Origin of the sequence: Bradyrhizobium sp. B025, from assembly GCF_042257955.1 — a bacterium.
GTDB lineage: Bacteria > Pseudomonadota > Alphaproteobacteria > Rhizobiales > Xanthobacteraceae > Bradyrhizobium > Bradyrhizobium diazoefficiens.
Genome location: NZ_CP170150.1, coordinates 7,429,906 through 7,455,633, shown reverse-complemented (window position 1 = coordinate 7,455,633; position 25,728 = coordinate 7,429,906). Strand labels below are relative to the sequence as shown.

Here is a 25,728-nt window from a genome sequence, read left to right as displayed (position 1 = left end):
TTAAGGATTTTCGCCGCGCGGCGCCAATCCGGGGATTGATCGGGAGAGTACTCTGTATTATAGAGTTCTCTATTGATTTTGAGTTCAATGGAGTTGAGCCATGGCGAAGCAGCTGCTGCGCGGCGTGTTGAACGGACTGAAATGGGCCCTGTGCGCAGTCGGCGCCGTGGCGCTGATCCTGGTCGCGATGATCGCCGCGCCACTGGAGCGGCCGCCCGAGATGCGGTCGGTCTCGGAGTCGGTGAAGCTTGTCGACTTCTCGACCATGCCGCCGCTCGAGCGTTTTCAGGCCCGTGACGGCACCTGGCTCGGCTTTCGCCACTACGTCCCGAACGGACCCGCGAGCGGCCGTGGCGCGATCTTCATCCACGGCTCCTCCGGCTCCAGCGGCACCGTCAACCACGCGCTGACCCATGCGATCGCCTTGCGCGGCGTCGAGACCTGGGCGCTCGACATGCGCGGCCACGGCGCCTCGGGCACGCGCGGCGATATCGGCTATGTCGGTCAGCTCGAGGACGATCTCGTCGACTTCGTCGCTCATGTCCGCAAGGCTGCGCCCGATCTGCCGCTGACCCTGATCGGCCATTCCGCCGGCGCCGGCTTCTCGCTGCGCGTTGCCGCGACGCCGATCATGCAGGACATGTTCGTGCGCACCGTGCTGCTCGCGCCCTATCTCGGCTACGACGCGCCGACCAACAAGCCGCATTCCGGCGGCTGGGCCAATGCCGACGTTCCCCGCCTCCTCGGCCTCACCGCGCTGCGCAAGCTCGGCATCGACTGTTGCTCGCAGCTGCCGGTGCTTGCTCTGGCCGTGCCTGCGAATTCGGCGAAGTATCTCGTCTCCACCTATTCCGACCGCCTGATGCGCAATTTCGCGACGCGCGGCTATCGTCTCGATCTCGCGGCGACGACACGCCCCGTCACGATCTTCGGCGGTGCCGAGGACGAGATGATGATCTCGGATAAATATGCGGAGACGGTGCAGGCGATCAAACCGTCGGTCGACGTCAAGATCATCGACGGCATCAACCACATAGGCATCGTCACCAGCCCGAAGGCGATCTCGGCGATCGCCGAGGACGTGGCAACGCGCGGGGCAGGGCAGTCATGATCGACAGCAAGGAGGCGTCCGCAGCGCTGGCCGATATCGACGACATCGTCCAGCGCGTGAAGCAATCGCAGCTCTACGAGCTGGCGAGCTATGCGGCCGTCTGGTGGGGCGTGCTGGTGTTCGCAGGCAATCTCGTGACCTGGCTCTGGCCGGTCTACGCGGTTTACGCCTGGGTTGTCGTGGATGTTGTCGGCGTCATCGGTCTGGTTGCGCTCCGCCTGCTCAATCCGCCGCATCACCCTCATGGCGCCGCTTTCGACATCAGGCTGCTGCTGGTGTTCGTGCTGTTCTTCGCCTTCGGCTATCTCTGCACCAACGTGATCGGTCATTTCGGCCCGCGCCAGCTGGGTGCGTTCTGGCCGCTCTACTTCATGCTGTTCTACACCCTGGCCGGACTCTGGTTCGGCTATGCCTTCGTGGCGATCGGTCTCGGTATCTCCGCGCTGACGCTGATCGGCTTCTTCACCATCGGCGAGGCGTTCCCGCTCTGGATGGCTTTCGTCAACGGCGGCGGGCTGATCCTCGGCGGCCTCTGGATGCGGCGGATCTAGCCAATGGCCGAGCTCGACGACATCATCCACCAGCCGCTGCGGCTCAAGATCATGGCGGCGCTGAACGCGCTACCGGTCTCCGCTGGCCTGGAGTTTTCGCGGCTGAAGAAGCTCACCGGCGCCACCGACGGCAATCTCGGCGCGCATATCGAGACGCTGGCGAAGGCCGGCTACGTGTCCGTGGAGAAGGCCTTCGTCGGCAAGAAGCCGCAGACCACGGTGACCGCGACCGCGGCCGGCCGCGGCGCCTTCGCGCGGCATGTGGCGACGTTGCAGGAGATCATTGCGGGGAAGCAGGTCTAACCTCCTCCCGCCATTACGCAGGGGGTCGAAGAAATGCCTCCAAGCTCCGTTGCTATACCTTTTCCTCCTGTTGGAACGAGGGGAGGGAAAATTCTCTAATGAAATTTAAGGGGTCTGCGTCTGTCGCCGTTGCGTCCCGATCGGCCGAGCCGCTCTCAGAAAACGTTGATGCGCCGGAAGGCTCGGCCGATGTCTGGCAAGAAGGGCCGGCGGCCTCCCTGTGGTTTGCTGGCCGCCCCTCCGCCGGATGATCTGGTCCCTGCGTTTCCCGCGCACCGTCGGCCCTTCCCGCAGCCTTGAAGAACTTGGCATAATAGCTCGAGCGTCACATCGTAGGCAGTGGAGAAGTACATGCTCCGTATCGATAGAACCGGGAAAAAATTGGTCCGACTGACGAAGTCTACTTTTGTGGACGCCGATCACTGGGAAAGGGACTTGCAGGCAATGATCTGCACCGACCCCGACAGCTTCTGCGAAGAGATGGGTGAAAATCTTTGGGTGATTGGCCAAGAAGTTCGTCCATCCGATGCTGTACCCGACAGGATCGATATTCTTGCAACGGACGAAGATGGAACGACTGTGGTCATCGAACTTAAACGCGGCACACACAAACTCCAGTTGCTGCAGGCCATAAGCTACGCCGGAATGATTTCTAAATGGCCGTCTGACCGATTTGTTCAAACTCTGGCGACGAACTACAAGCAATCGTACGACGATGCGCGGGCCGAAATTGAAGAACACATTGGCTCGGACGTTTCAGCGATCAATCAAGATCAGCGAATAATACTTGTTGCGGAGGACTTCGACCCCGCACTCCTGATCGGAGCCGAATGGCTTCATGAAATCTTTGAGGTCGACATTCGATGCTACCGGCTGTCGCTGTCTCAGGAGGGCGGGAATGACTATTTAACATGTACGTGTGTGTATCCGCCTATTGAGATAGCGGCTCTCACTCGCGGCTCCGAAAGAACTGCTCGTTCCTCCGCCTCGTGGAAGGATTGGGACGAGGCACTGAAGGCTATCGAAAATCCTGCCGTCGCCGACTTCATAAGAGCCGCCCTTGCAAGCAATCAGGAAACGCGGCTTTATCGGCGGCAAGTGATGTATCGCATGGGTGGTAAACGACGCTTGTGGGTGACGTGCCGGCCGGCATTTGGGTACGTTTGGCAGCTTGGTAGATTTGATGGTGACGAGCAATTTTGGAAAACGCGGCTTTCGACGCCTAATGTGAAGGAAGTGAATGATAAGCGCGGGCTGCGGTTTTATTTGAGGACCGCCGCAGATTTCGATGCATTCGATCGCGCGGTTTCTCTGGATTTGGTTTCGACCGAGTTTTCTGAGCCAGACGAACTGGACGTTAAGGGTCCATAGGACCGCGGCCTCCTCAGCAAGTCACTAAGCTCTGAAATACGCGACGGCTGGTCGATGAACGCCGTTCGTGACAGGAACTCAAAATGACTATTCACGTCGACACAATCTTCGAGTTTCTCGTCGAGTACTTGGCTCGTGTCGCTCACGACGATCAAGCTAGGCGGCAGAGCCACGGAGCCGACCTATATGTTCCCCATCAGTTGGACCGGTATTGGTCTTTACAAGGCGTGGGTTCTAATCAACAAACCGATGCGCACGTTAGTGCGTTCTACGATGCTGTCGCCGAGTTATGCCGTCTCGGTGTACTCCGTATGGGATACAGGAACCCCTCACGGGCCGGAGTGGCATCTGGCGGCGATATTGATTGCAAATTCTCGTTGACGGCCAACGGCATTCGTTGGGTCGAGAGCGCCGGTGATCGACAAGTTATTGAAATAGGCCGGATGGCAGCACTGTTCGACGAGTTCACGAAGTTCGGCGATGCCTTCGGCCAGCGAGCCACAGAGGCAGTAGGGACGTACCGGACCCGCAATTACTTGGCGTCATGCGCCATGAGCGGTGCAGCCGCCGAAGCTGTCTTACTTTCGATTGGTTTCGCTAAACTCGGCGAAACTGATACCTTAAAGAGGTATCGGCGGCCGCAGGGCCGTTCGGAGCTTCTAAAGGCCATTACTCCAGATATCCAATTTTCTTCAGCCCTTTCGATCATGAGCTATTGGAGAGATGAGGCTGCGCACGGCCGAATATCCGAGATAGGCGAATTGAACGCTTGGGCTGCGCTCACGCAGCTACTACAGTTGGCACAGTATAGTGAGAAGAACTGGTCGCGGCTCACTCAGCAGGCCGCGGTCGTCTGATCGAAACGACGCGCGGCCTTGTCGTCGGAATTCTCGAAGATTTGCTGCTCGACACGTTCAACCAGATCGTTCCACGCCAAGCAAACCAGCATGGCGAGCGAGGCGTTAAGTTCGTCGTAAGACCTGTGGAAGCGTAGAGAAGCCTATAAAACGCAAATTCTATGCTTGTGGGATAAGGTAGCGCGAAGCGCTGCATGATAGGATGGGTCCCCATTCACGGAGACAGACCCTTCACCCGAGCGAGCCGGTGGCTCTCGGTGACCAAGCCCTTCCCTCAACGGGAGAAGGCATAGCAATCGGCACCGCGATGCTCAGTGGCCCCCGGAATGACGGGGAGTGCGGGCCGTTTCCCCTTGAGGCCCGCCGCGATTCGTGCGACCTCCGCCCCCAGCTAACCCCTCTTTTCGAGCCTTCGATGCACATTCTCCTGCTCGGTTCCGGCGGCCGCGAACATGCCCTGGCGTGGAAGATCGCAGCCTCCCCCCTGGTGACCAAATTCTGGTGCGCGCCCGGCAATGCCGGCATCGCGCGCGAGGCGGAGTGCGTGGCGCTCGACGTTGCCGACCATGCGGCCGTGATCGACTTCTGCAAGACCAACGCGGTCGAGCTGGTGGTGGTCGGGCCGGAGACGCCGCTGGCGGCCGGCATCGTCGATGACCTCACCGCCGCCGGCATCAAGGCGTTCGGGCCGAGCGGGGCGGCCGCCCAGCTCGAAAGCTCCAAGGGTTTTACCAAGGCGCTGTGCACCGAATTCGGCATTCCGACCGGCGCCTACAAGCGCTTCACCAACGCCAAGGACGCGCGCGACTATGTCCAGAGCCAGGGCGCGCCGATCGTGGTGAAGGCCGACGGCCTTGCCGCCGGCAAGGGCGTGGTCGTTGCCAAGACCGTGCGCGAGGCCGAGGACGCCATCGCCATGATGTTCGAGGGCGCCTTTGGCGAAGCCGGCACTGAGGTCGTGATCGAGGAATTTTTGCCGGGCCGCGAGATCAGCTTCTTTGCGCTGTGCGACGGCGAGACCGCCATTCCGCTGGCCTCCGCGCAGGACCACAAGCGCGTGTTCGATCATGACGTCGGCCCAAACACCGGCGGCATGGGCGCCTATTCGCCGACGCCGCTGGTGACGCCGGCGATCCATGACGCGATCATGGCGAAGATCATCCTGCCGACGGTCGCGGGCATGAAGCAGCGCGGCACGCCGTTCCGCGGCATCCTCTATGCCGGGATCATGCTGACGACGCAGGGGCCGAAGCTGTTCGAGTTCAACGTCCGCTTCGGCGATCCCGAGTGCCAGGTCCTGATGCTGCGCATGATGTCGGACATCGTGCCGGCGTTCATTGCCGCCTGCGACGGGGAGTTGAAGCATTTCGATCTGCGCTGGCATCCGGAATCCGCGCTCACCGTGGTGATGGCGGCGAAGGGCTATCCCGGCGACTACCAGAAGGGCACGCGCATCGAGGGGCTGGAGGAGGCCGCCAAGGTCGACACCGTCGAGATCTTCCATGCCGGTACGGTTGCAAAGGACGGCGCGATCCTCGCCAATGGCGGCCGCGTGCTCAACGTCTGCGCGCTGGGGGCGACCGTGACGGAGGCGCAAGGCCGCGCCTATCAGGCCGTGGACCGCATCAACTGGCCGGAAGGCTTCTGCCGCCGCGACATCGGCTGGCAGGCGGTGGAAGCCGAGAAGGCCAGGGGCTGACAGCGGTTTTTCCGCTGCGCGCGCAAAAAACCTTGCGCCATCGCGCCGCCACATCGACATTTCAAAAATGCCTAGTCGGCTGTTGGGCTTAGCGCCCTTCGCCGAGGACGCGTGCTACTGTGCATGGGGTTGTTTTCGACATTTTTGTTGGGAGCAGCTCCAGGACTGACCAGACAAGGATGCAGAAAGATGTCCGATCTCGCCGACCTCTATTCCGGCTTCGCCTCCGAGTGGATCAACACCTCCCTCGGCCGCATCTTTGCCCGCGTCGGCGGTAAGGGACCGCCGCTCCTGCTCCTGCACGGCTTCTCCGAGACGCATGTGATGTGGCACCGCGTGGCGCCTGAGCTCGCCGACAAGTTCACGCTGATCATCGCCGACCTGCCGGGCTATGGCTGGTCCGACATGCCCGAGAGCGACGCGCTGCACATGCCCTACAGCAAGCGCGCGATGGCCAAGGCCATGGTGGAGGCGATGGAGCGCCTCGGCCACGTGCACTTCGCGCTCGCCGGCCACGACCGCGGTGGCCGCGTCTCCTACCGCCTCGCGCTCGACCATCCCGGCCGGCTGTCGCGCCTTGCCGTGCTCGATATCCTGCCGACCTATAACTACTGGGAGCGGATGAACCGCGCCTACGCGCTGAAGATCTATCACTGGACCTTCCTGGCACAGCCCGCCCCGCTGCCGGAGACGCTGATCTCGGGCAATGGCGAGTTCTTCCTGCGCTTCAAGATGGCGAGCCAGACCAAATCGAAGACGCTGGAGGCCATCGACGAGCGCGCGCTCGAACACTACATCGCCCCGTTCCGCGATCCCGCCCGCGTGCACGCGATGTGCGAAGACTACCGCGCCGGCGCCTATTTCGACTACGACCTCGACAAGGCCGATTTCGAGGCTGGCAAGAAGATCACCATTCCCATGCTGGCGCTGTGGGGCAACGCCGGCGTCGCGCAGGCGGCAGCGACACCGCTGGATACCTGGAAGCAATGGGCCACGAACGTCGACGGAATGCCGGTGGACTCGGGGCACTTCCTCACCGAGGAGAACCCCGACGTCACCGCAAAGGCGCTGCGCGAGTTCTTCGCAGGCAGCTAGCGCCGCTCCCGAAAGAACTCCCTGAGCAGCCGCGCCGCTTCGCTCTCGCCGACCCCGGAATAGACGTCCGGCGCGTGATGGCAGGTCGGCGAGGCAAAGAAGCGCACGCCTGATTCCACCGCGCCGCCCTTGGGGTCGGCGGCGCCGTAATAGAGTCGCCTGACCCTTGCAAAAGAGATCGCGCCCGCACACATGGTGCAGGGCTCCAGCGTCACGTAGAGGTCGCAGTCGACCAGGCGCTCGCTGCCGATCTTTTTCGCGGCCTCGCGCAGCGCGACGATCTCGGCATGGGCCGTGGGGTCGTAATCGGTCAGCGTCCGGTTGGCGGCCGTGGCGATGACCTCGTAATTGCGGACCACGACGCACCCGATCGGAACTTCGCCCGCCTTTCCGGCATTTTCGGCCGTTTTGAGCGCCAAATCCATGAAAGAGGGGGCTTTCAAGCCTCGTATCATCGCCAGAAACCTGCTAGTAGCTCCGCCTTCAGCAAGAGTGAATACCGGTTTTGCCTGAGCATGCGGCTCGGAACGAGCGCGCACACTGCCCTCTGGCCACCCCCTGAGTGAGATTATTCATGCCTCGCGACAGCGACAAAGACAACGATTCCCGCGGCCGGCGTGATCGAGGCCCGGCCAAGGGCCGTTCCGGCAAGGCGCGCGGCCCCGAGAAGAAGTTCGCCAAGCGCGGCTTTGAGGGCAAGGGCGACAGCCGTCCGCCCCGCGGCGACCGGGAGGGCCGTCCGTTCCGCCGCCGCGAAGAGGGCGATGCCCCGCGCCGCGATTTCAGCGACCGCCCGCGCTTCAAGCGCGACGACCGCGGTGGTGAGGAGCGCGGTGAGCGCAGCTTCAAGCCGCGTGGCGACCGCCCGTTTTCGGATCGCGGCGCGCGCGACGGCGAGAAGCGGCCGTTCAAGCCGCGCGGCGATCGCCCGTCCTATGGCCGTGACGACCGTCCGCCGCGCAGCCGGGATCGCGACGACTCCCGCCCCGCCGGCCGGACCGGTGACAAGAAGTTTGGCGACAAGCGGCCCTACGCGCCGCGTGGCGACCGCCCGGAACGCAAGTTCGACGGCGAGCGGAAATTCTCGCGCGGCGCACCGGACCGCAGCGACCGGCCGCGCGATCGTGGCGAGCGCAGCGATTCGAAGCCGTGGCAGAAGCGCGATGCGGGTCCGCGCGGCGACCGGCCGCCGAGCAAGGGTCCGCGCAAGGATTTTGGCGGCCGCGATCGCAGCGAAGACAAGCCCTGGCAGAAGCGCGAAGGCGGCGACGACCGTCCGCGGTTCTCGCGTTCGCGCGACGATCGTCCGTCGGGCGATCGTCCGTTCCGCGAGCGGCCCAAATTCGATAGTCCCAAGTTTGATCGTCCCAAGTTCGATCGCCCGCGCGATGATCGTCCAAAATTCGATCGTCCCCGTCGTGACGGCGATGGCGAGCGCGGCGGCGACCGCCCGAAATTCAATCGCCCGCGCGAGCGCTCGGAAGGCCGCTCCGACTGGCACGAGCATCCGCGCAGCGAAGGCCGGTTCGGTGATCGTCCGCGCCGCGAAAACGAGGACCAGAGCCGGATCTTCGAGAAGCGCCCGGCCTTCGGCGGCCGCGGCGCCTATCGCGAGCGCGATCGGGATTTCGAGGGGCGGCCGCGCCGCGAAGAAGCGCCGAAGCCGAAGAAGGCCGGCGAGCGCATCGCCAAGGCGCTGGCGCGCGCGGGGCTTGCCTCGCGCCGCGACGCCGAGGAGATGGTCACGCAGGGCCGCGTCGCCGTCAACGGCCGCGTCATCAATTCGCCGGCGCTCGACATCACACCGAACGACGTCGTCACTGTCGATGGTAAGCCGTTGCCGCCGCGCGAGCGCACGCGGCTGTTCCTCTATCACAAGCCGCGCGGCCTCATGACCACGCATGACGATCCCGAGGGTCGTCCGACCGTGTTCGACAATCTGCCCGAAGGTCTGCCGCGCCTGATCAGCGTCGGCCGGCTCGACTTCAACACCGAAGGCCTGTTGCTGCTCACCAATGACGGCGGCCTCGCGCGCACGCTCGAGCTGCCGGACACCGGCTGGCTGCGCCGCTACCGCGTCCGCGCCCATGGCGACGTCACCCAGGCCCAGCTCGACGAGCTGAAGGCTGGCATCGAGGTCGAGGGCGTCAAATACGGCCCGATCGATGCGACACTCGAGCGCGACCAGGGCGCCAATGTCTGGCTGGTGTTCGCGATCCGTGAAGGCAAGAACCGCGAGGTGCGCAACGTCTGCGCCCATCTCGGGCTCGAGGTGAACCGGCTGATCCGCGTGTCCTACGGCCCGTTCCAGCTCGGCGAGGTCCCCGAAGGCCAGGTCGAGGAGATCAAGTCGCGCGTGCTGCGCGAGCAGCTCGGCGACAAGGTGATCGAGAAGTCGGGTGCGCAGTTCGACGTGCCGCAGAAGGCCGCTGCGACCGATGACGGCGCGCCGCACGAGAAGAAGCCCGCCAGCAAGCGCGCCGTGATCAACGACCGCAAGGGCCGCCGCGTGCTGGTGCAGCGCACCGGCAGCGAGGAGGCGCGCGAGCGCAACGAGGCGGAGGCGAGCGGCTATGGCCCCCCGCGCCGTCCCAAGCGCGGCTATCACGGTAAGCGCGATTTGACGCCGCGGGAGGACTAATTGCGCGTCGTCGGCGGTCGCTTGAAGGGGCGTAATCTCGCCTCACCGTCCTCGCGCGACATCCGCCCCACGGCGGACCGCCTGCGCGAGTCCGTGTTCAACATCCTCGTGCACGCCTATGACGATCCGATCGAGGACGCGCGCGTGCTCGATCTCTTCGCGGGCACCGGCGCGCTCGGCATCGAGGCGTCTTCGCGCGGCGCGAAGTTCGTGCTGTTCGTCGACAACGGTGCGGAGGCGCGGGCGTTGTTGCGCAACAATGTAGAATCGCTCGGCCTCGGCGGGGTGACAAAAGTCTATCGCCGCGATGCGACCGATCTCGGCCTGGCGCATCCCGTCGAGCCGTTCTCGCTGGTGTTCCTCGATCCGCCCTATGGCAGGGGACTTGCGGAGAAGGCGCTTGTGAGCTTGCGCGACGGCGGCTGGCTGACACCGGGCGCGCTGCTGGTGGTGGAAGAGGCCAAGGCCGCGCAGTTTACGGCGCCTGAAGGTTTCGAGGAGCTGGAGCGGCGCGCCTATGACGACACGGAGTTCGTGTTTTTGAAGCGCAACGCTTAAATTACCGCCGCCCGAACAGCTTCTCCACATCCGAGAGCTTCAGCTCGACATAGGTCGGCCGGCCGTGATTGCACTGGCCGGAGTTCGGCGTCTCCTCCATCTCGCGGAGCAGGGCGTTCATCTCCTCGGGCCGCAGCCTGCGGCCGGCGCGCACCGAGCCGTGGCAGGCCATGGTGGCGGCGACGTGCATCAGGCGGCGCTCGAGCGGCAGCGCTTCGTCCCATTCGGCCATATGCTCGGAGAGGTCGCGCAAGAGCCCGCCCGCATTGGTCTTGCCGAGCAGCGACGGCGTCTCGCGCACGGCGACCGCGCCCGGGCCAAAGGATTCGATCGCAAGCCCGAACGAGGCCAGCTCGTCGCTGCGCTCGAGCAGGCGCTCCACCGTGGCCTCGTCCATCTCGACGATCTCGGGGATCAAGAGGATCTGCCGCTGCACGCCGTTGGCGGCGAGCGAGGCCTTCAGCCGCTCATAGACGATGCGCTCATGCGCGGCATGCTGATCGACGATGATCAGGCCGTCGCGGGTCTGCGAGACGATGTAGGTCTCGTGGATCTGCGTGCGCGCCGCGCCGAGCGGGCGGTCGACGAGGTCGCTGACGGGCTGCGTCTCGAACCGCACGTCTGCACTGGGCGCGCCGACATCGAACGCCGCCTGGGCGCGCTCCGTGAAGGCGGGCGCCGCCGCGCCATCGAATGACGGCATCGGTGCGACCGGCGCGGACGGCGAGGCCCGCCAGTCCCAGCTCGCCGGGCGCGGCGTGAAGGCGGGCCGGAACGAGGACAATGCACTCTCGCCGCTGTTGGCGGCGGTGCGGCGGCCCTCGCGCGCGAGCGCCTCCTTCAATCCATGGACGATCAGCGCGCGCACGAGGCCCGCGTTGCGGAAGCGGACCTCGGTCTTGGCCGGATGCACGTTGGCGTCGACCTCGCGCGGATCGAGCGTGACGAACAGCGCCAGCACGGGGTGGCGGTCACGCGGCAGATAGTCGGAATAGGCCGCGCGCACGGCCCCTAGGATCAGCTTGTCGCGCACCGGGCGGCCGTTGACGAAGAGATACTGCCCGAGCGCATTGGCTTTGGTCAGCGCGGGGGCTGCGGCATAGCCGGAAACGACGATGCCCTCGCGTTCGGCATGGACCTCGATGGCGTGGCTGCGAAACTCCGCGCCGAGGATGTCGCCGAGCCGCGTCAGCCGTCCGGCGGCGCCGGGTAGCGCCGCGGCCCAGGTCACGGGCGCGCGCTCTTCGCCCGCAAGCGTGAAGGCGACGTCCGGTCGCGCCATTGCGAGCCGCCGCACCACCTCGCGGATCGCCTCGGCCTCGGTGCGGTCGGTCTTCAAGAACTTTAGCCGCGCCGGCGTCGCGTAGAAGAGGTCGTTGACCTCGACGCGCGTGCCGTGGGCCAGCGCCGCCGGCATGATTTCCGATTTCTCGCCGCCCTCGACGGTGAGTGCCCAGGCGTGCGGCTCGCTGGCATGGCGCGTGGTGATCGACAGACGCGCCACCGAGCCGATCGAGGGCAGGGCCTCGCCGCGGAACCCGAGCGTCCGGATCTGGAGCAGGTCCTCGTCGTCGAGCTTGGAGGTGGCGTGGCGCTCCACCGCGAGCGCGAGGTCCTTCGCCGTCATCCCGCTGCCGTCGTCGGTGATGCCGATCCGCCGCCGGCCGCCGCCGTCGGTGAAGACGTCGATCCGGCTCGCGCCGGCATCGATCGCGTTCTCGACCAGCTCCTTGACCACGCTCGCGGGCCGTTCGACCACCTCGCCGGCGGCGATGCGGTTGACGACTTGCTCTGGCAGTTGGCGGACGGGCATGGGCTCGGGTCTTGGGTTCGCGAACGGCGTTATCTTAAGCCGTGTTGCGTCAAAAGCATGTGTTGAGCAACAGGAACGTGGCGGGTTGGGGAAGAGGGATATCTATCACATTGAAGACATTGGACGTTCGAGAAAATCGCGCAGGCGGGACGGACCGATCTCCGGCTGCAGTCCTGATTGTGGGGTGCCGGGCCGCGGTGTAGCATCGTGAAAAAACGGCAACAGGACGGGAGGACGCCATGTGCCATCTCTTCGCGCACCAGCCCCAACGCGACTACGAATCCCAGACCCGCTCCTTGCGGATCGATGGCCACTGCACCTCGATCCGGCTGGAAATGGCGTTCTGGGACACGTTGGAGGAGATCGCGGCCAGGGAGAACATGAGCCTCGGGAAGTTCCTGACCACGCTCTACAACGAGGTGCTCGACCATCACGGCGAGGTCAACAATTTCGCCTCGCTGCTGCGCTGCTCATGTTTGATCTACCGGTCGAGGAACATGGCGACGGTGCAGGAGTTCAAGGCCACGGTGGCGCCGATCCTCGATGCGGCCGAATAGCTGTCCCAACAAAAGTGCGTAGCCCGGATGGAGCGTAGCGCAATCCGGGTTCTGGTCATCCGTCCGCGCCCCGGATTACGCTTCGCTCCATCCGGGCTACGAGATTCCATCCGGGCTTCGCAACTGCCTCCACATCATCATTGCGAGGAGCGCTTGCGACGAAGCAATCCAGAATCTTTCGGCGTCGGCAGTCTGGACTGCTTCGCTCCGCTCGCAATGACGGGGGAGAGAGCGGTTGCCTATCTGACCTCAGATCTCCTTCTTCTGCATCGCGCCGGCGATGTAATCCGCCTGCCGGATCGCGAGCGCGACGATTGTCAGGGTCGGGTTGCAGGCCGCGCCGCTGGTGAATTGGCTGCCGTCGGAGACGAACAGGTTCTTGACGTCGTGGCTCTGCCCGAACTTGTTGACCACGCCGTCGCGCGGCTTCTCGCTCATCCGGTTGGTCCCGAGATTGTGCGTGCTCGGATAGGGCGGCGTGGGATAGGTCACGGTGGCGCCGACGGCGTCGTAGACCGCGGCGCCCTGCTTGTAGGCGTGTGCGCGCATCGCGACGTCGTTGGGATGGTCGTCGAAATGCACGCTCGCGACCGGCTGGCCGAACTTGTCCTTCACGACCGGGTCGAGCGTGATGCGGTTGGTCTCCTGCGGCATGTCCTCGCCGACCAGCCACATGCCGGCCATCCTGGGATAACCGTCGAGCGCTGACGTGAACGGACGGCCCCAGGCGCCGGGATTAAGGAAGGCCGCCATGAACGGCAGGCCGATCGACAGCGTCTCCATCTCATAGCCGCCGACGAAGCCGCGTTTCGGATTGTTGGCGGCCTCGTCGCGAATGATGCCGGCCATGGTGGTGCCGCGATACATGTGCACCGACTTCTCGAACACGGCGTAGACGCTGCCGGTCATGTGACGCATGTAGTTGCGGCCGACCTGTCCCGACGAATTGGCGAGGCCATCCGGGAACATGGTCGAGGCGCTGTTGAGCAGCAGCCGTGGGCTCTCGATCGAATTGCCGGCGACTGCGACGATGCGCGCCTTCTGGCGTTGCATTGCGCCTGCCTCGTCGGCGTAGACGACACCGGTGACCTTGCCGCCGGCGTCGTGCTCGATCTTGACCGCCATGCTGCTCGGCCGCACCTCGAGATTGCCGGTGGCCTCACCCTTGGGGATCTCGGTGTAGAGCGTCGACCATTTCGCGCCGGACTTGCAGCCCTGGAAGCAGAAGCCGATCTGCTGGCAGGAGCCGCGGCCATCGCGCGGCTGGCTGTTGATCGCCATGTTGCCGGTGTGCACGGTCTTGTAGCCGAGCTTCTTCGCGCCGGCCTCCAGCACCTTGAAGTTATTGTTGCCGGGAAGTCCGGGAATGCCGTTGGTGCGGGTTACGCCCATCTTGTTCTCGGCCTTGGCGTACCATGGCTCCATCTCCGCCAGCGTCACCGGCCAGTCGAGCAAATTGGCGCCGGGAATATTGCCGTAGGCGGTCTTCACCCTGAACTCGTGCTCGTCAAAGCGCAGCGAGGCGCCGGCCCAATGCACGGTCGAGCCGCCGACCGCCTTGACGATCCAGGCGGGGAGGCCCGAAAAGTCCTTGGCGACGCGCCACGTCCCCGACGTGGTGCGGGCATCGGTCCAGGCGAGCTGGGAAAAGCTCTCCCACTCGTCGTTGATGAAGTCCTGGTTCTCGATGCGGGGCCCTGCTTCGAGAATGACCACCTTGACGCCCTTCTGCGCGAGCTCGTTGCCCAGCGTGCCGCCGCCGGCACCGGAGCCGACGATCACCACAACGCTGGAGTCGTTCAGATCGAATTTTGCCATATGCGTTCTCCTGAACCGTTGGGTGGCGATTTAAGCCTTCGGCAGCCAGTCGATGTCGGCGAAGCCGCGGTTGATGTAGCCGCCGTGCTCGGCGGAGGAGCCCTCGTAGCCGAACCGCGGCCAGACCTCTTTCTGGTTGTAGAGCGAGACGATGAGGTCGCCGCGCACCTTCTGGAAGAAGTCGCTCTGCTCGATCTCCTTCAGCAGCACCACGCGGTCGGCTTCCCAGGGGACTTCGGCGTAAGCCACCTTGTGGCGATCCCGCGCGTTCTGATCGAGCCGCGCGATGCCGTCGCTGATCAGCGACTTGACGGCAAGGTCCTTGGCCGCCTTGCCGTCCCATGGCTTGATCGCGGTGATGTAGTAGCTGTCGCCGAGAATATCGTGCGGATAGATGTCGCGCGCGACCTTCAGCAGCGTCTTCATCGTCGCCGGGGACAACGCGCTGGAATCATCGGCCCATGCGTCCTCGATGCTGACGGCGACGCTGGTCGCGACAGCGACGACCGGCACGGCGGTCGCCGCGCCCTTGAGAAAGACGCGGCGGCTGTGCTTGCTTCGACGATCGACTTCTCTCATGGCATTCCTCCGTATTTTTGTGATTTGGATCTTTGTGAGTTGATCAGTTGAAACGTCCGCCCCGCTGGATCACCTCGATCTTGTAGCCATCGGGATCACTGACGAAGAAGAAGCGCGCCAGCGTCCTGCCGTCGTGCTTGAAGTCTCGCAAGGGGCCCGGTGCGAGCTTCTCGCGCTCGAAGCGGGCATGCTCGGCATCGAGATCGTCGACTACCACGGCGAGATGGCCGTAGCCGTCGCCGAGCGCGTACGGCTCCTTGCGATCGAAATTCACCGTCAGCTCCACCTCGAAAGGTGAGGAGGGGTGACGCAGATAGATCAGGGCGAAGTCCGAGAACTTCAGGTGATCGGTGACTTCGAGGCCGAAGGCGCGCTGGTAGAAGTCGAGCGAGCGCGCCTCATTCAGCACGCGGATCATGGAATGGACGGGCTTGGCCATTCAGTTCAGCTCCTTGAGGTAGGTGATGATGGCGGCGCGCGTCTCCGGCTTACCCTGCCGGTAGGCCATGACCACGCCGGGAATGACGGCTTGCGGATTGGTCAGCCACGCATCGAGCCGGGTCTCGTCCCAGGCGAAGTCGGCTTTGGCGAGGCCGTCCGAATAGCGGAAGCCGTCGACCTTGCCGGCGGTCCGGCCCACGATCTTGACCAGCGGCGGACCTTGCCGCAACGGTTCCGACAGGCTCAAAGTGTGACATACCGCGCATTGCTGCTTGAACAGTGTCGCGCCGTCCGGCGGCTTTGCGGCCGGCAAGGGCATCTGCGCGTCGGCAACCCGCACCACCAGCACCACTGCGGTGCACAATCCCAGCACGACTGCGCGCATCGCCAAGAGCTCGCCCATCCACGTCAAATTCAACGTGCGCAAACTCTAGGCGCCGCCAAACATGCGGTGGTAGTAGCGGGCTGTTTCGCTGCAAGCGGAGATGCTCGCGGGGAGCGTGTTCCGCGCTGCCGCATATGCGGAGCACAATTCCGCGAAACCGCCTCGAAATCCCTAAACGATGACCACACGAGGCGGATTGCATCGCGATCGCGCCGCTCGAACTCTCTATGCGATGAACCGGTCCGGTGCAGGCGGGCGGCGCAGGACGCAGCCGACCCGTTCATCGCGAAAAATCCAGGAGAAATGGATGAAGTTGGTGAAGACTTCTGCAATCGCATGCGCTCTTGCGGCCCTCATTGCGACGCCCGTTTTCGCGCAAGGCACGTCATCTGGCATCAAGCCTGGCGGCACCGTGCAAAGCAAACCCATGCAGGGGGGCGCGTCAGTCGGCGAAGATGAGGATCTCGCTACGCAGCCGGGAGCTGCTGGTGAGAAGACGGGCATGAAGTCGACCAAGGGGACGAAGGGCACGGTCGGCACAACGGGAAGCGCAGCGCACAAGGGGACGGTCGACGATTCCGCTTCGGGCAGCCCCGCCACCGGCAAGCGTTACTGACGCCGGAACGTGAACCTGCAAACCTCCGGCCGCTCGGCGGCCGGAGGTTTTTGCCCATTCAATCGTCGAAACTCCGGCCGCGTCCGGCCTTGACGTCGCTGCGACGCTTCTTGCCTTCGAGCCGGCGCTGCTTGGAGCCAAAGGTCGGCCGTGTCGCGCGCCGTGGCTTCGGCCGTATCATCGCCTCGCTCAGGATCTCGACGAGCCGGTCGATCGCGTCCTGGCGGTTGCGTTCCTGGGTGCGGAAGCGCTGGGCGTGGATCACGATCACGCCGTCCTTGGTCATGCGCTGGCCGGCGATGCGGGCGAGCCGGATCGCTGCATCCTCCGGCAGAGTCAGCTTGCGCGTGTCGAAGCGCAGCTGGGCCGAGGTCGCGACCTTGTTGACGTTCTGCCCGCCGGGGCCGGAGGCGCGGACGAAGCCGATCTCGATGTCGTCCTCGTCGATGACGAGATCGCGGGATATCCGCAGCATGATGGCACCATTCGTGATGTCCGGACATATCCCGGACGTCCACGTTCGGCAATGGCGCATCGTGGAAACGCAAATGGCCGGGCGAGCCCGGCCATTTCAGAAAACGTACGGAAGACCTCAGTTCGACTTGGGCGCTGCTGCCGCCGGCTGCGCGGCGGCCTGCGGGGCGCGCCCGACGACGACGGTCAGGAGGCCCTGGCCCCAGAGGCGCTTGGCGGCCGCCTTGGCGTCATCCAGCGTCACCGCGTCGACGATCGCGTTGCGCTTCTCGATATAGTCGATCGGCAGCTTGTCCTGCTGGTATTGCAGCAGCGCCTGCGCGAGCTTGGAGGACGTATCCAGCGCCAGCATCTGCGAGCCCTTGAGGTAGGACTTGGCCTCGTCGAGCTCCTTCTGCGTCGGGCCCTCCTCGGCGATGCGGCGCACCTCCTTCTCGATGGCGTCGATGGTGTCGCCGGCACGGTCGGCCCGGGTGCCGGTATTGCCGATGAAGACCGCCGAATGCTCCATCCAGAGCAGCGATTCAAACACCGAATAGGCGAGGCCACGCTTCTCGCGGACCTCGCGATAGAGCCGCGAGGACAGTCCGCCGCCGCCGAGGATGTGGTTGACGACATAGGCCGCCATGAAGTTCGGGTCGCTGCGCTTCACGCCGGGGCCGCCGAAGGTGATGACAGTCTGCGGCACGTCGAGCGGCACGAAGGCGCGCTGCGGCGGCTTGGCTGCCTCGACGTCGGGCACCGGCACGAGATTGGCCTTGGCGGGCAGGCTGCCGAAGGTATGGTCGAGCAGCTTGCCGAGGGTCGCCGGATCGACGTCGCCGACCACTGCGACTTTCAGCCCGTCCTTGGCGAGCACGCGGCCGACATAGTCCTTCATGTCGGCAACCGTGACGGTCGGCACGCTGTCCAGCGTGCCGTTGGTCTGCCGGCCGTAGGGATGATCGCCGAAGGCGACCTCCAGGAATTTGCGGCTCGCGAGCGACGTCGGGTTGGTGGTCTCGCGGCGCAGGCCCGAGATCACTTGCGAGCGGATGCGCTCGACGTCGGCGGTGTCGAAATGCGGCGAGGTCAATGCCATCCTGAGCAGGTCGAAGGCCTCGTCCTTGTTGTCGCGCAGCATGCGCAGGCTGCCGCGGAAGGTGTCGCGGGTCGCGCTGAAGGAAAGCTCGATGGCGCGGCGGTCGAGCCGCTCGTGGAAGGTCTTGGAGTCGAGATCGCCGGAGCCTTCGTCGAGGAGATCACCGACGAGATTGGCGACGCCCGACTTGTCCTTGGGGTCCTGGGCCGAGCCGCCGGCAAAGGAATATTCCATGGCGATCAGCGGCACGGTCGCGTCCTGCACGAACCAGGCCTCGATGCCGCCGGGCGAGACCAGGCGCTGGATCTTTGCGGCGGCCTGCGACGGCTGGACCGCGGCGAGCGCGAGCGCAGCGCCGGTGACGAAGGACAACGCGAAACGACGCGTGCGAAGGAAGGGATAGGTCACGAACGCTTCTCCTCGCGCTTGGTGGCGGTGGTGTCCTTGATCAGATAGCCCGTCACCGAACGCTTCTTCTCCAGCCATTTCTGCGCAACAGCGCGAACCTGGTCGGCGGTGACCGCGCGAATGCGGTCGGGCCAGCTCCTGATGTCCTCGATCGACAGGCCCGTGGTTAGCGCGCCGCCATACCAGCGCGCCAGCACCGCCTGGTTGTCCTGGGCGTAGATCGCTTCCGCGATGAGCTGCGTCTTGACCCGCTCGAGATCCTCGGCGCGGATCGGGTTCTGCGCGATGTCGGCGATGACGCCGTCGATCACCTGCTCGACCTCGGCGAAGCCGACGCCCGGTTTCGGCGCGGCCGAGATCGCGAATTGGGTCGGGTCGAGCGAGACGCTCGAATAGCTGGCGCTGGCGGAGACCGCGAGCGGCTTGTCGACGACGAGCGCGCGGTAGAGATAGGAATTGCTGCCGCTGCCCATCAGCTGGGCCATCACGTCGAGGGCCGCACTCTCGCCGGCCGCGGCCGTCGTGGCGGAGGGCACGAGATAATAGCGACGCAGGCTCGGTTGCTCGACGCGCGGGTCGGACAGCGTGACGGTGCGCGGCGCCGCCGGGTCCGGCTCCTGCGGACGGACGCGGCGTGCCGGGATCGCGGGCTGGGCCGGGATGGAGGCGAAATTGCGCTCGACCAGCGGGCGGATGTCGGCGGCCTCTACGTCGCCGGCGATCACCAGGATCGCGTTGTTCGGCGCGTAGAAGCGGCGGTAGAAGGCCAGCGCATCCTCGCGATCGAGCTTCTCGATCTCCTGATGCCAGCCGATCACCGGCCGGCCGTAGGGATGGTTGAGATAGAGCGCGGCCATGATCTGCTCGTTGAGCCGCGCGTCCGGATTGTTGGCGACGCGCATGTTGTACTCTTCGAGCACGACGTCGCGTTCGGGCAGCACGTTCTCGTCCTTGAGGATCAGGCCGGTCATGCGATCGGCCTCGAACTCCATCATGGTCGGCAGCTGCTCTTTCGGCACGCGCTGGTAGTAGTTGGTGTAGTCGACCGAGGTCGAGGCGTTCTCGTTGCCGCCGACACGGAGCACGGTCTGCGAGAATTCGCCGACCGGATGCTTCTCGGTGCCCTTGAACATCAGGTGCTCGAGGAAGTGCGCGAGCCCGGACTTGCCCGGCGTCTCGTCGGCCGAGCCGACCTTGTACCAGATCATCTCCGTGACCACGGGCGTGCGGTGGTCCGGGATCACCACGACCTGGAGGCCGTTGCTGAGCGTGAAGCTGGCGGGCGGGGCCGATGTCACCGTGGTCTGGGCGAGGGCGGCGTTGGCTGTCAGGACACTCGTCGAAAGCAGCGCGGTAAAAAGGCAGGCAACCGATCGGTTTGCGGACATCATGATCCCTGGTAAAAGGCCGAGCCCGGATGTCCGGCTCGGAGGCACGGCATGCTACACCGTGCGGCTGAGGCTTCGCGTCACGAAGCAGAGAACTCAACGCGTAGGCAAGTTACTGATAAGCAATTCAAGGGCCGCGTCCGGCGCGCATGAGCCGCCGGCGCCAGGTTCGCTAATGTCAGGACGTCGCGGCGAGCGAGGGGGGCTATTGCTCCTTGTCCTTGCCCGACATGATGTCGAAATAGGTCCGCCGCGACTTGTCCGGACCGGCGCCATAGGCGTAGTTCGGCGACGGCGTCTGATAGCCCGGCGGGGGCTCGACCAGCGACTGGCGCGGGGGTTCGCTCGTGAATTGCTTTTCCTCGGAGCTGTTGCCGCCCTTCATCATGTTCCACAGGCCACCGGAGAAACCGAGCTGGGCGGGGCTGAGCGACGGGTTGCCGTTGGTGCCCGGCTGAATCGGATCGTTGCTGGTGCGCTCCGGGGCAGCTGCCGTGCCGGCTCTCATCTCGGCGGGCGTCAGCGGCTGGGCCGCCTGCCAGTTCTCCGTCGCCTTGACGGCCTTTTTCCTCTGAGCGATGGCCTCCTTGCGGCGCTTCTCGTCGGGGTCCTTCGGCCAGTTCGGCGCGTTCTTGGCTTCGGTGCCGGCGGGCGGCGGCAGGTCGAGCTTGGGCGGCACCACCAGCGGCGACCGCTCGCGGTACTCGATGCCTTTCTTCTCCATGCTCTTGGCGCCGATACCGGACATCAGATTGTCGATGAGCTTCTCTTCGAAGGTCATGTCGTCATCATCGTCGCCGTCGTCACCGGCGCGGACCGGGCCTGCCGACATGACGAGACCGATGCCGAGCGCGACAGCGGACAATTTCAATGCCCGCACGAACCCCCATTTGGGGTCTCGAACCATCGAACCGCTGGTCTTCGAGCTGCGCATCACTGTACCTGTTCCATATTGTGGCAGATTGCCGCTCGCGCGCGGCCAACCCTCGCAAAAGGCCGGGTTCCACCTGCCGGTCCGTATCGGCCGGGATCAGGGCGCTTTTGCGGCGGGTACCCCCAGGAAGGAATCATACAATAGCCCCGCCACCCCAGCAACGATGGCTACGTCCGCGAGGTTAAACACGTACCAATTATAGGTATTTCCGCCGATATCGAGATGAAACAGGGCGAAATCGACCACCGCGCCATAGGCCAGTCGGTCGATGCCGTTGCCGATGGCGCCCCCGATGATCAGCCCGAGCGCGACGGTCGCAAGCAGGGTGTGGGAGCGGGCCATCCAGATCGCCAGCGCGACCACCGCGATGGCCTTGACCGCCATCAGCGCGAGCTGCGCCGCCTGGCTGTCGTTCTGGAGCCAGCCGAAGCTGATGCCGATGTTCCAGGCCAGCACCAGGTCGAAGAACGGCGTCACCCGCACCGCGCCGCGATGGGCGAGGTCGAACCCGTTCAGCAGCCAGAGTTTCGAGGCCTGGTCGAGGATGACCGTGGCGATGGCCGAGAGGATGCCGGCGCGGAGGGGGGTCATCGTGCGTGACCCAACGCCGCCGCGGCATACTCCGCCGTCGTCCTGGCGAATGCCAGGACCCATAACCCCACGCGGTAATCGTTTGAAAGACTCGGGGTCATCGATCTCTGTTCACCTTTGACGGCGGTGGTGATGGGTCCTGGCTTTCGCCGGGACGACTATCAGACCCCCACCCCCAGCGCCTTCCATTCGCGTAGCGCCTGGGCGTCGCGCGGGGTGACGTCGGGATACTCAGGGTCTTCGCCGACCGTCTGCGAGATCTTCCAGGAGCGGGCGCATTTGGTGCCGACCGCCTTCTCGACCACGACGGCAACGCCTGGCACCGCATCGAGACGGAACGCCGAAGCCGGCGCCTCGCCCTCGCGCACCTCGTAGTTCGAGGTGATGCAGACTTCGGCGAGGTCGATGTCGAACAGCGTCGCCAGCATGTCGCGGTCGGCGACATAGATCACGGGCGATGCCTCCAGCGACGAGCCGATGTTCTTGGCGGCGCGTTCGAGCTCGAGCGCGCCGGTGACGACGCGGCGGACGTTGCGGATCGTCTCCCATTTCGCGGCGAGCTTGTCGTCGCGGAGCTTTTCGATGTCCGCCGGGAACAGGGTCAAATGGACCGAGGGCTCCGCGTTGGGGCGGAACATCCGCCAGGCTTCGTCGGTCGTGAAGCTCAGAATCGGCGCGAGCCATTTCAGGATGGCGTCGCACAACAGGTCGATCGTGGTGAGCGCGGCCTTGCGCGCCGGCGAGGACGGCGGATCGCAATAGAGCGTGTCCTTGCGGATATCGAAATAGAACGCCGACAGCTCCGAGTTCATGAAGGCCGCGAGGCTTGCGACCACGGTCTTGTAGTCGAAGGCGGCATAGGCGTTGCGAACGGTCTCGGCATGGCCGGCCAATTCGTGCAGCATCAGCCGCTCGAGCTCGGGCATCTCGGCATAGGCGACCTTCTCGCTCGGCTTGAAGTGATGCAGCGTTCCAAGCATCCAGCGGATCGAGTTGCGCAGCTTGCGATAGGTCTCGATGGTGTTCTTCAGGATCTCGGGCCCGATGCGCTGGTCGTCGGCATAGTCGGTCGCGCAGACCCACAGGCGCAGAATGTCCGCGCCCGAATCCTTGATCACCTTCTGCGGCTCGACCGTGTTGCCGAGCGACTTCGACATCTTGCGGCCGTTCTCGTCGAGCGTGAAGCCGTGGGTGAGCACGATGTCGTAGGGCGCGCGGCCCCGCGTGCCCGCGCTCTCCAGCAGCGAGGAATGAAACCAGCCGCGATGCTGGTCGCTGCCTTCGAGATACATCACGGTGTCGCTGCCGCCGTCGACCTTGCGGACGATGTTGCCGAGCTGCGGGAAGTTTTGGCGATCCTCGAGCACGAAGGCATGCGTGGAGCCGGAATCGAACCAGACGTCGCAGATGTCGTCGACCTTCTTCCAGTCTTCGCTCGCGCGGGAGCCGAGGAAGCGCTCGCGGGCGCCGTCCATGTACCAGGCGTCGGCGCCTTCCTCCATGAAGGCCTCGGCGATGCGCTGGTTGACGATCTCGTCCTGCAGGATCTCGGCCGAGCCGTCGCTCTTCTCGCGCACGAACACGGCGATCGGCACGCCCCAGGCGCGCTGGCGCGAGATCACCCAGTCCGGACGGTTGGCGATCATGCCGTTGATGCGGTTCTCGCCCGACGGGGGCACCCATTGTGTGACCGAGATCGCGTGCAGCGCGCGGGCGCGCAGCGTGTCGCCCTTCTTCGCATGGCCGTTCGCGCTGATGTCCTTGTCCATCGCGATGAACCATTGCGGCGTGTTGCGGAAGATCACCGGCTTCTTCGAGCGCCAGGAATGCGGATATTGGTGCTTGAGGCGGCCGCGGGCCAGCAGCTTGCCGGCGTTGATCAGCGCCTTGATCACGGCCTCGTTGGCATCGCCCTTCTCGCCCTTGTCGTTGATGACGCGTTTGCCGACAAAGCCCGGCGCGTGGTCGGTGAAAGCGCCGTTCTCATCGACGGTGTAGGGGATCGTTGTGTTGATGCCGCGCGCTTCCAGTTCGCGCGCATTCGCCATCCAGACGTCAAAGTCCTCGCGGCCGTGGCCGGGCGCGGTGTGCACGAAGCCGGTGCCGGTATCGTCGGTGACGTGATCGCCCGGCAGCAGCGGCACCGTGAATTCGTAGCCGCCGCTAAAGCCCTTCAGCGGATGTGCGCATTCCACCGCGTCGAGCGTGTCCGCCGGCAACTCGCGCACCTTCTCATAGGTCGTGACGCGGGCCTGCTTGAACACTTCTGCGGCCAGCGCGTCGGCCAGGATCAGCAGATCACCGGTCTTCGCCCAATTGTCCGCAGGCGCATCCGTCACCTTGTAGAGGCCGTAGGCGATCTTCGGTGAGAACGAGATGGCGCGGTTGCCGGGCAGCGTCCACGGCGTGGTGGTCCAGATCACGACGCTGGCCGAGGCGAGCGCGCCGTGCGCTGGCGAGGTGACCGGGAATTTCACCCAGACCATGTCGGAGGTGTAGTCCTCGTACTCGACCTCGGCTTCCGCAAGCGCGGTCTTCTCGACCACGCTCCACATCACCGGCTTGGAGCCGCGATAGAGCGTGCCGTTCGCGGCGAACTTCATCAGCTCGCGCGCGATCTGCGCTTCGGCTGGATAGCTCATCGTCTGATAGGGATGATCCCAGTCGCCGATGATGCCGAGGCGCTTGAATTCCTCGCGCTGCACGTTGATCCAGTGCGTCGCGTAGGCGCGGCACTCTTTTCGAAACGCGACCATCGCGGCGGAGTCGCGGAAGTCGGGCTTCTGCTTGCCCTTCTTGCGGTAGTTCTCCTCCTCGATCTTCCATTCGATCGGCAGGCCGTGGCAGTCCCAGCCGGGCACGTAGTTGGAGTCGAAGCCGAGCATCTGCTGGCTCTTGGTCACGACGTCCTTGAGAATCTTGTTCAGCGCGTGGCCGATATGGATGTTGCCGTTGGCGTAGGGCGGGCCGTCATGCAGCACGAATTTGGTGCGGCCCTCGGCTTCCTGGCGCAGCCTGTCGTAGAGGCCGATGTCGTTCCAGTATTTCAGGATCTCCGGCTCGCGCTGCGGCAGGCCGGCGCGCATCGGGAATTCGGTCTGCGGCAGGAACAGGGTTTTCGAATAGTCTTTGACTTCGGACTTTTGGGACTTTTGCGGCTTTTCGGACATGAGGCTGACTGGCTCGGAAGGGCGCGGGAAAACGGATGGCGATGCGGAATCGCGGGGTGAAACGACGAAATCCCGGTCTTGCGCCGAGCCTTCAGGCTCAGGCGGAAGCCGGGCCGCTAATCCCTATGATGCGCCGCGCAAACATGGGCACTCCATAGCAGCCGGGCGGAGGAAGCGCAAAGGTCCGGCAGGCCGGTTTTCGGCCTCAATCGATGACGCCCAGCCGCGGAAATGCGTCCGGCGCGGTGGCCAGCATGGCGCGGGCGCGGGCGGAATCGTCGTCCATCTGGCGGATCAGGACCTCCAGGCTGTCGAACTTCAGCTCCTCGCGGATGAAGCCGACGAAGGCGCAGTCGAGCGCCTGCCCATAGAGGTCGCCCTTGAAGTCGAACAGGAAGATTTCCAGCAGCGGGGCGCCATTGTCAAAGGTCGGGCGGCGGCCGAAGCTCGCCACGCCGTCCAGGCGCTCGGCGCCGCGGCCGACCCGCACCGCATAGATGCCATGCTTGAGGCCGCAATTGGCGTCGAGGCGGATATTGGCGGTGGGGTAGCCGAGGTCGCGGCCGCGCTTTTCGCCATGGATCACCTCGCCGGTGATGAACCAGGGGGCGCCGAGCATGGTGGTGGCTTCGTCAAGCTGGCCCTCGGCGAGCGCAATCCGGATGGCGCTGGAGGAAACCGGCCGCTCGTCGAAATCGACATGCGGCTGCACGTCGACCTCGATGCCGAGCCGGGGCGCCTCGTTGACCAGCAGGCTCGGCGAGCCGACCCGTCCCTTGCCGAAATGGAAGTCGTAGCCGACCGCGATTGCGCTGACGCCGAGACGCCCGATCAGGTCATGGTGAATGAAATCTTGCGCGCTGGTGCCGGCTCTCGCCTTGTCGAAGGTCATGACCACGGCGCCGGAGAGCCCGGTCCCGGCCAGAAGCCGCAGCTTGGCCCGCTCGTCCGTCAGGCGGAATTGCGGGGTGTTGGGGCTGAAAAACCGCCGTGGGTGCGGCTCGAAGGTCAACGCCAGCGCAGGGCGGCCATGCGCCCGGCCCATTTCCAGGGCCGCTGCGATCACCGCGCGATGGCCGAGATGAACCCCGTCGAAATTGCCCATGGCGACCACGGCGCCCCGGGGGATCGCGGAATCCGGCGTGGTGTCGCGGATAACGGTAAAATGCGGGGCCATCAGGGGAAATTCTCGAGCCGGCGGGACCGGCCGGGACCGTGGCGTGACCCGCCCGGCGAAGTCAAGCGGGGGGAGGCGGCGGCATTGAACGCCATTTCAATTCTTCGGGG

General features: G+C 64.9%; 24 protein-coding genes. 11 read left to right on the top strand and 13 right to left on the bottom strand.

Going from position 1 to position 25,728, the window contains the following annotated elements; all coding sequences use genetic code 11:
• Window positions 1-100 precede the first annotated feature (100 nt).
• The 7 genes from ACE10W_RS35245 (at window position 101) to ACE10W_RS35215 (ending at window position 6,987) form a co-directional block, all read left to right on the top strand.
• Window positions 101-1,111, top strand: coding sequence for an alpha/beta hydrolase (locus tag ACE10W_RS35245; protein WP_304548536.1), 1,011 nt, complete (start codon window positions 101-103; stop codon window positions 1,109-1,111).
• Entirely contained in the window at window positions 1,108-1,662 is a 555-nt protein-coding gene (locus ACE10W_RS35240; RefSeq protein ID WP_304548534.1) for a hypothetical protein, read from the top strand. The genes ACE10W_RS35245 and ACE10W_RS35240 overlap by 4 nt, the downstream gene beginning before the upstream one ends.
• A gap of 3 nt (window positions 1,663-1,665) precedes the next feature.
• Window positions 1,666-1,965 (top strand): transcriptional regulator, encoded by a 300-nt coding sequence (locus ACE10W_RS35235; protein WP_200296180.1) that lies wholly within the window; start codon window positions 1,666-1,668, stop codon window positions 1,963-1,965.
• Window positions 1,966-2,316: 351 nt separating this feature from the next.
• Window positions 2,317-3,336 carry a hypothetical protein gene (locus ACE10W_RS35230; protein ID WP_304548530.1) on the top strand — a complete coding sequence of 340 codons (1,020 nt, stop codon included), beginning with the start codon at window positions 2,317-2,319 and terminating at the stop codon, window positions 3,334-3,336.
• 83 nt (window positions 3,337-3,419) lie between these two features.
• Window positions 3,420-4,193, top strand: a complete 774-nt coding sequence (locus ACE10W_RS35225; protein WP_304548528.1) for a hypothetical protein — start codon at window positions 3,420-3,422, stop codon at window positions 4,191-4,193.
• A 415-nt stretch (window positions 4,194-4,608) separates the two neighbouring features.
• Window positions 4,609-5,892, top strand: coding sequence for a phosphoribosylamine--glycine ligase (purD, locus tag ACE10W_RS35220; protein WP_304548526.1), 1,284 nt, complete (start codon window positions 4,609-4,611; stop codon window positions 5,890-5,892).
• A 189-nt stretch (window positions 5,893-6,081) separates the two neighbouring features.
• The gene (locus ACE10W_RS35215) at window positions 6,082-6,987 is read left to right on the top strand and encodes an alpha/beta fold hydrolase (RefSeq protein ID WP_304548525.1); all 906 of its coding nucleotides are present in this window, start codon (window positions 6,082-6,084) and stop codon (window positions 6,985-6,987) included.
• Here the strand turns inward: ACE10W_RS35215 and ACE10W_RS35210 are convergent.
• The gene (locus ACE10W_RS35210) at window positions 6,984-7,442 is read right to left on the bottom strand and encodes a nucleoside deaminase (RefSeq protein ID WP_038955606.1); all 459 of its coding nucleotides are present in this window, start codon (window positions 7,440-7,442) and stop codon (window positions 6,984-6,986) included. The two genes, ACE10W_RS35215 and ACE10W_RS35210, sit on opposite strands and share 4 nt — an antisense overlap.
• Window positions 7,443-7,561: 119 nt before the next feature.
• Here ACE10W_RS35210 and ACE10W_RS35205 point away from each other — a divergent pair, with 119 nt between their 5' ends.
• Together ACE10W_RS35205 and rsmD are read left to right on the top strand one after the other, a co-directional pair.
• Window positions 7,562-9,628, top strand: coding sequence for a pseudouridine synthase (locus ACE10W_RS35205; RefSeq protein ID WP_304548524.1), 2,067 nt, complete (start codon window positions 7,562-7,564; stop codon window positions 9,626-9,628).
• The gene (rsmD, locus tag ACE10W_RS35200) at window positions 9,629-10,186 is read left to right on the top strand and encodes a 16S rRNA (guanine(966)-N(2))-methyltransferase RsmD (RefSeq protein WP_304548523.1); all 558 of its coding nucleotides are present in this window, start codon (window positions 9,629-9,631) and stop codon (window positions 10,184-10,186) included.
• Between the two features lies 1 nt (window position 10,187).
• Here the strand turns inward: rsmD and mutL are convergent, their stop codons facing one another.
• Window positions 10,188-11,999, bottom strand: a complete 1,812-nt coding sequence (gene mutL, locus ACE10W_RS35195) for a DNA mismatch repair endonuclease MutL (protein WP_304548521.1) — start codon at window positions 11,997-11,999, stop codon at window positions 10,188-10,190.
• A gap of 239 nt (window positions 12,000-12,238) precedes the next feature.
• Here mutL and ACE10W_RS35190 point away from each other — a divergent pair, with 239 nt between their 5' ends.
• Window positions 12,239-12,556, top strand: a complete 318-nt coding sequence (locus tag ACE10W_RS35190) for a ribbon-helix-helix domain-containing protein (protein WP_011090224.1) — start codon at window positions 12,239-12,241, stop codon at window positions 12,554-12,556.
• A gap of 249 nt (window positions 12,557-12,805) precedes the next feature.
• Here ACE10W_RS35190 and ACE10W_RS35185 read toward each other — a convergent pair whose 3' ends face one another.
• The 4 genes from ACE10W_RS35185 to ACE10W_RS35170 are packed head-to-tail and all read right to left on the bottom strand — an operon-like array spanning window position 12,806 to window position 15,713.
• Complete coding sequence (locus tag ACE10W_RS35185; RefSeq protein WP_304548520.1) at window positions 12,806-14,374, bottom strand: GMC family oxidoreductase; 1,569 nt, start codon at window positions 14,372-14,374, stop codon at window positions 12,806-12,808.
• Between the two features lie 30 nt (window positions 14,375-14,404).
• A complete protein-coding gene (locus tag ACE10W_RS35180) occupies window positions 14,405-14,953 on the bottom strand; it encodes a hypothetical protein (RefSeq protein ID WP_028174646.1) in 549 nt (182 codons plus the stop codon).
• A gap of 43 nt (window positions 14,954-14,996) precedes the next feature.
• Entirely contained in the window at window positions 14,997-15,392 is a 396-nt protein-coding gene (locus tag ACE10W_RS35175) for a VOC family protein (RefSeq protein ID WP_028174647.1), read from the bottom strand.
• Entirely contained in the window at window positions 15,393-15,713 is a 321-nt protein-coding gene (locus ACE10W_RS35170) for a cytochrome c family protein (RefSeq protein WP_038967308.1), read from the bottom strand.
• 373 nt (window positions 15,714-16,086) lie between these two features.
• Between ACE10W_RS35170 and ACE10W_RS35165 the strand changes: the two genes are divergently transcribed.
• Window positions 16,087-16,395: a hypothetical protein gene (locus tag ACE10W_RS35165; RefSeq protein WP_028174649.1), complete on the top strand. Its 309-nt coding sequence runs from the start codon at window positions 16,087-16,089 to the stop codon at window positions 16,393-16,395.
• Window positions 16,396-16,453: 58 nt separating this feature from the next.
• Here the strand turns inward: ACE10W_RS35165 and arfB are convergent, their stop codons facing one another.
• From arfB to ACE10W_RS35130, 7 genes are all read right to left on the bottom strand, one after another.
• Window positions 16,454-16,870, bottom strand: a complete 417-nt coding sequence (gene arfB, locus ACE10W_RS35160) for an alternative ribosome rescue aminoacyl-tRNA hydrolase ArfB (RefSeq protein ID WP_028174650.1) — start codon at window positions 16,868-16,870, stop codon at window positions 16,454-16,456.
• A gap of 117 nt (window positions 16,871-16,987) precedes the next feature.
• The gene (locus ACE10W_RS35155) at window positions 16,988-18,358 is read right to left on the bottom strand and encodes a pitrilysin family protein (RefSeq protein ID WP_304548517.1); all 1,371 of its coding nucleotides are present in this window, start codon (window positions 18,356-18,358) and stop codon (window positions 16,988-16,990) included.
• Window positions 18,355-19,746, bottom strand: coding sequence for a M16 family metallopeptidase (locus tag ACE10W_RS35150; protein WP_370205805.1), 1,392 nt, complete (start codon window positions 19,744-19,746; stop codon window positions 18,355-18,357). The genes ACE10W_RS35155 and ACE10W_RS35150 overlap by 4 nt, the downstream gene beginning before the upstream one ends.
• A gap of 205 nt (window positions 19,747-19,951) precedes the next feature.
• Window positions 19,952-20,680 carry a hypothetical protein gene (locus ACE10W_RS35145; RefSeq protein WP_304548513.1) on the bottom strand — a complete coding sequence of 243 codons (729 nt, stop codon included), beginning with the start codon at window positions 20,678-20,680 and terminating at the stop codon, window positions 19,952-19,954.
• A gap of 96 nt (window positions 20,681-20,776) precedes the next feature.
• On the bottom strand, window positions 20,777-21,271 hold the full coding sequence (lspA, locus tag ACE10W_RS35140) for a signal peptidase II (protein WP_060910439.1): 495 nt from the start codon (window positions 21,269-21,271) through the stop codon (window positions 20,777-20,779).
• Between the two features lie 161 nt (window positions 21,272-21,432).
• Window positions 21,433-24,441: an isoleucine--tRNA ligase gene (gene ileS / locus ACE10W_RS35135; RefSeq protein WP_304548511.1), complete on the bottom strand. Its 3,009-nt coding sequence runs from the start codon at window positions 24,439-24,441 to the stop codon at window positions 21,433-21,435.
• Between the two features lie 205 nt (window positions 24,442-24,646).
• Window positions 24,647-25,618, bottom strand: a complete 972-nt coding sequence (locus ACE10W_RS35130) for a bifunctional riboflavin kinase/FAD synthetase (protein WP_304548509.1) — start codon at window positions 25,616-25,618, stop codon at window positions 24,647-24,649.
• Window positions 25,619-25,728 lie beyond the last annotated feature (110 nt).